At 51.9% G+C, this 4,482-nt stretch carries 5 protein-coding genes; 1 reads left to right on the top strand and 4 read right to left on the bottom strand.

What is annotated here, in order from left to right:
• Positions 1 to 212: hypothetical protein (locus tag Q0256_RS05185; protein ID WP_297960744.1), on the top strand; the 212-nt coding region annotated here is incomplete at its 5' end.
• 123 nt (positions 213 to 335) lie between these two features.
• Here the strand turns inward: Q0256_RS05185 and truB are convergent.
• The 4 genes from truB to Q0256_RS05165 all read right to left on the bottom strand — a co-directional run.
• A complete protein-coding gene (truB, locus tag Q0256_RS05180) occupies positions 336 to 1,184 on the bottom strand; it encodes a tRNA pseudouridine(55) synthase TruB (protein WP_297960742.1) in 849 nt (282 codons plus the stop codon).
• Positions 1,177 to 3,237: an ATP-dependent helicase gene (locus Q0256_RS05175; protein ID WP_297960739.1), complete on the bottom strand. Its 2,061-nt coding sequence runs from the start codon at positions 3,235 to 3,237 to the stop codon at positions 1,177 to 1,179. The genes truB and Q0256_RS05175 overlap by 8 nt, the downstream gene beginning before the upstream one ends.
• Complete coding sequence (locus Q0256_RS05170; RefSeq protein ID WP_297960736.1) at positions 3,234 to 3,641, bottom strand: hypothetical protein; 408 nt, start codon at positions 3,639 to 3,641, stop codon at positions 3,234 to 3,236. Before Q0256_RS05170 ends, Q0256_RS05175 begins: the two co-directional genes overlap by 4 nt.
• A gap of 1 nt (position 3,642) precedes the next feature.
• Positions 3,643 to 4,482, bottom strand: an 840-nt coding sequence (locus tag Q0256_RS05165; protein ID WP_297960733.1) for a M3 family metallopeptidase, incomplete at its 5' end; no start/stop codon positions are given.

Genomic DNA, 4,482 nt, shown 5'->3' with positions numbered 1-4,482 from the left:
ACTCACGGCGCGTTGTAATCGCGCACCAAAAAGCAAATCAAAACGCCGTTCCGCCGGATCCGCCGCGTTTAAATTTAACCCCCGCGGATTTATTCCTTTTCACAAGCGAGCGTCGCCTGCCTAGTCGCACGTTTAAATTTACGCCGCCCGATGCCGATTTTACGATCTGTGCACAACGAAAAAGTGTGATCGCCCACTGCTCCGCACGATAAAATTTAGCCGCACATAGCAGCGTCCTATGCGAGTAAATTTAAAACGCGCCGTATTTATGATCGCTTCAAAATTTCAAGCCAGGGCCGTCCGATTAAAATTTAGCAGCAGGCTAGAGCCGCTGATTAAAACGCGCCGCCTGCGATCGGAACGTCGTTCCAAAGATAGCGCACCTCGCCCGAGCTTATCTCGATGATCGAGTAAAAATCGCCGCAGATAAGCAGATAGCGGCCGTCCGCGCGGCTCGCCAGATCCTTTGCGGCAAGCTTTTTGCCCAAGATTACGTCGCGCGCGTCGCCGTCGTAAAAGTTTGGCGCGAGGTCCAAAAACTCGAGCGGATTTAGCGCCGCCTCGTCCGCAAAGCGCGGATCTTTCAAATCAAAAGCCCCCTCGCTCTGCCGTCTAAGCGCGCTTAGCGTGCCCGTGGCGCCTAGCTTTTCTGCTAAAATTTGCGCAAAAGAGCGCACGTAGCCGCCCTCGCTGAGTGCGACGCGAAAGCTCACGAAGGGGTGAGCGTAGTTTAAAATTTCGGCATCAAAAACCCGCATCGAGCTCTCTTTTAAACTCACCTCTTCGCCCGCGCGAGCGAGCTTGTATGCGCGCACGCCGTCAATTTTCTTGGCGCTGAAAGCGGGCGGGATAAATTTTATCTCGCCGCGCATTTGCGCCATCGCGGCATCTAAAACCTCGCGCGAAAGCGGCGGGATTTGTTCCACGCGCCCTATGTTTTCGTTATCGCCGCTTGGGCTTTGCGCGCCTAGCCACAGCGTCGCGGCGTAAACTTTTGGCTCCTTTTTTAAAAATCTAAAAAAGCGCGCGTATTGCCCGAACGCGACGATCAGCGCGCCGCTCGCGAAAGGATCGAGCGTGCCACTAAAGCCCGCCTTTTTCACGCCGTATTTGCGCTTAAGAGCGCTTAAAAATTTATTGCTGCCGATGCCCGCGGGCTTGTCCGCCAAAAACAATCTATTCATAAGAGCCGATCTTTTCTACGAAATTTGACATTATCACGCGCGAAATTCCGCCGAAATTTATAGTGAGCCGGTCGCCGTTTACCGCCGTGATCTGTCCGATACCAAAGAGTTTATGTTTGATAAGCTCGCCCTTGTTAAAGTCGCTACTTTGCTCACGCGGCGGCTCTTTAGCCACCAAACCCGCCTCGGCTATAAACCTGCTAGCATCGAGCCTCTCGCGCTTGGCGCGATAAAAGCGGCTAGCGGCAAAGCTAAGCGTAAGCGTGCGCTTAGCGCGCGTTATCGCCACGTATGCAAGCCTGCGCTCCTCCTCGATGTCATTGCTGTCGCCCAAAAGCGGGAAAAACCCCTCCTCCAGCCCGATTACGAAAAGATGCTCGAACTCAAGCCCCTTGCTAGCATGCACGCTCATTATATTTATCGCATCGCCCATGATGGCGTCCTGATCGCTAAGAAGGCTCAGCTCGTTTAAAAATTCCGCCAGATCAAAATCGGGCTTATTGCTCGCCTCGTCCTTCAGCATAGCCAAAAACTCGTCGATGTTCGCTACCCGATCGGCGCCGTCCGGAAGCGAGGCGTAGTAAGCCTTTAGCCCGAAAGCGGGCTCCAGCGCCTCTATTTTTTTGATAGTATCGGCTAGCGCGGAGATAGAAGCGATGCCGCTTTTAAGCTCGGCTAGAGCCTGCGCCGCCTTGGCGCTAAGCCCCGCGTCCGGCTCGCTAAAAGCGTCAAATAGACTGATAAGTCGCAGGCGCGAAAGCTCCTCGAGCTTTGCTAGCGAGACCTTGCCGATGCCGCGCTTGGGTACGTTTATGATCCGCCTCATCGAAAAGTCGTCGTGCTCGTCGTTTACTAAGCGCAGATAGGCGATCGTATCCTTGATCTCGGCGCGCTCGTAAAATTTCACGCCGCCTACCATTTTATACGGGATTTTAGCGCGATTCAGCCCCTCTTCCAGCGCGCGCGAAAGAGCGTTTACGCGGTAAAGCACGGCGATTTGAGAGGGCGCTACGCCGCTTGAAAGCAGCTTCTTGATAGCTTCTGCGATCTTTGCCGCCTCGATACTCTCCTCGTCTGAACGCAAAATTTCGATCTTTTCGCCCCCGCCGTTCATGCTAGTAAGGCTCTTGCCGAGGCGGTTTTTGTTATGCGAGATAAGCTCGTTGGCAGCATTTAAAATTTCATCCGTGGAGCGGTAGTTCTGCTCGAGCTTGATAAATTTTACGTTTGAGAACTGATCTTTAAAATTTAGAATATTTTCTATCCGCGCGCCGCGCCAGCCGTAAATACTCTGATCGTCATCGCCCACCACCACGAGGTTTTCGTGCGCGGTGCAGAGCTTTTGCAGCAGCTTGAATTGAATGTCGTTGGTATCCTGATACTCATCCACCGTGATATAGGCGTAACGGCGCGAAATTTCATCGCATAGCCGCTCATTGGCACTTAAAATTTTATACGGCAAAATTAGCAGATCATCGAAATCTACAAGATTATTCGCCGCCAAATACGCCTCGTAGCGCTTGTATGCATCAGCGCAATGCGCGTAAAATCCGCTATACATCCTACTTAGCTCGTCCTCTTCGCCCTTTAGAAGCTCGTCAATATCTTTGGGGCCGATCAGAGAATTTTTGTAGGTTGAAATTTTAGCCGCCAATAGCGACGTGGGCAAATTTATCTCAAAGCCCTTGATGATCTTTTTCTTATCGTCCATATCGATTACTTGAAAGTTTGCACTGCGTCCAAGCTCGCTAATATGAAATTTCAAAAACAAAAGCCCGAATTTATGAAAGGTGCACAGAAGCGGCACGCCGTCTAAATTTAGCCCGCTTATCAGATTAAGCGCTCGCGAGCGCATCTCGGCGGCAGCTTTGTTCGTAAACGTAAGCGTGAGAGTATTTTCCGCAGGCACGCCATTTGCGAGCAGATAGGCAAGGCGCGCGGTGATCGTTTTAGTTTTGCCGCTGCCTGCACCCGCTAAGATTAACATCGCTCCGTCCACGTGGCTCGCAGCCTCGCGCTGAGCGGGATTAAGACCTTCTAAAATATCGCTCATTTTGAGAAAATTTTACGCGATTTTTCGCGCTTAAGCCACTCGGACTCGGGACGAGAAAAATTTACCGCGATAGGCTTGCCGTCCACGACGATCTGTAAGACCGCGTAAAACGGCACGCTAAGCGTGCTTGCAAAATCCTGCGGCCCAAAGCCCGCCTCGAAAACCAGCTCATCCTTGCTAAGATGCGCGCTAGAAAGCGTGTATTCCTCCAGCTGCAAAAAGATCGCGGGCATTTTGAAGCTTTTTAAAATTTCCTCCGGCAGCGGCGGGTCAAATTTTATCTGATCCGTCCTCGCAACGATGCCAAATCCATATCCAAGAGCCAAAACGTAATCCAAAACCGCGCCTATATTTGCACTACTCGCAGCGATAAATTTATCGTCTTTTAAAATTTTATCTATCATCCTAACCCCTCACAAACTCATCTACAAGCGCCGCAACCTGCTCTATGCCGATGCGCCAAAACTCGCTTTTATTGATATCAAAGCCGAATTTCGCCACTAGCTTTTGCGGCGCGTCGCTGCCGCCCGAGCTTAAAAACTCGGTGTAAATTTGAACGAAATTTTCGCACCTGCCGCTCTTATACAGCCCGTAAAGCGCGAGAACCAAAAGCTGTGCGTAGGCATAGGAGTAGCAGTAAAACGGCGTGTGAACGAAGTGCGGGATGTAGCTCCACCAGCTTTTGTAATGATCCTGCAAGATTAGCTCGCCCGCAAACATCTTGCGCGACTCCTCCATCCAAAGCTCATCAATACGGCCGACGCTTAGCTCATCCGCGCTCGCATGCACGCGCCGCTCAAAGGTCGTAAATCCGATCTGGCGGTAAAGCGTAGCGAAGATATCTTCGATCTTTGCCGCAAGCATCGCCCTTAGCGCGGCCTTATCGCTTGCGGTATGCGAGGGCGTATCCGTATCGCGCGCTGCGTATTCGCACGAACCCGCAGAGCCTTGAGAGGCGGCGCGTTTTACGGCGTGCTCGTTTGGAATTTCACCGCCCTGAGCCTCTTGCGAAGCGCTGCGTTTAAAATTTTGCGAGCCGTCCGAGGCGGCGCTTTTAAAATTTAGCAAGCCGTTTAAATTTGAAAAATTTTCGCGCATATAATCAAACACCAGCATCTCGCAGAAAACCGACGCGGTCTCAGCCGTCGTTAGCGGCGTGAAGGAGTTAAAATAGCCCACGCCGTAGCTTAGATACTGATGTATCGCATGCCCCAGCTCGTGCGCGAGGGTAAATACGTCGCGGCG

It is taken from the genome of uncultured Campylobacter sp., from assembly GCF_937949835.1.
Taxonomy (GTDB): Bacteria; Campylobacterota; Campylobacteria; order Campylobacterales; family Campylobacteraceae; genus Campylobacter_B.
The sequence above is the reverse complement of the archived record's forward strand: the minus strand, read 5'-3'. Positions and strand labels throughout refer to the sequence as shown.

Bases quoted from the DNA above. Each gene is read 5' to 3' on its own strand.
- Q0256_RS05170 (WP_297960736.1), bottom strand. From the start codon at position 3,641: ATGATAGATAAAATTTTAAAAGACGATAAATTTATCGCTGCGAGTAGT.
- truB (WP_297960742.1), bottom strand. From the start codon at position 1,184: ATGAATAGATTGTTTTTGGCGGACAAGCCCGCGGGCATCGGCAGCAAT.
- Q0256_RS05175 (WP_297960739.1), bottom strand. From the start codon at position 3,237: ATGAGCGATATTTTAGAAGGTCTTAATCCCGCTCAGCGCGAGGCTGCG.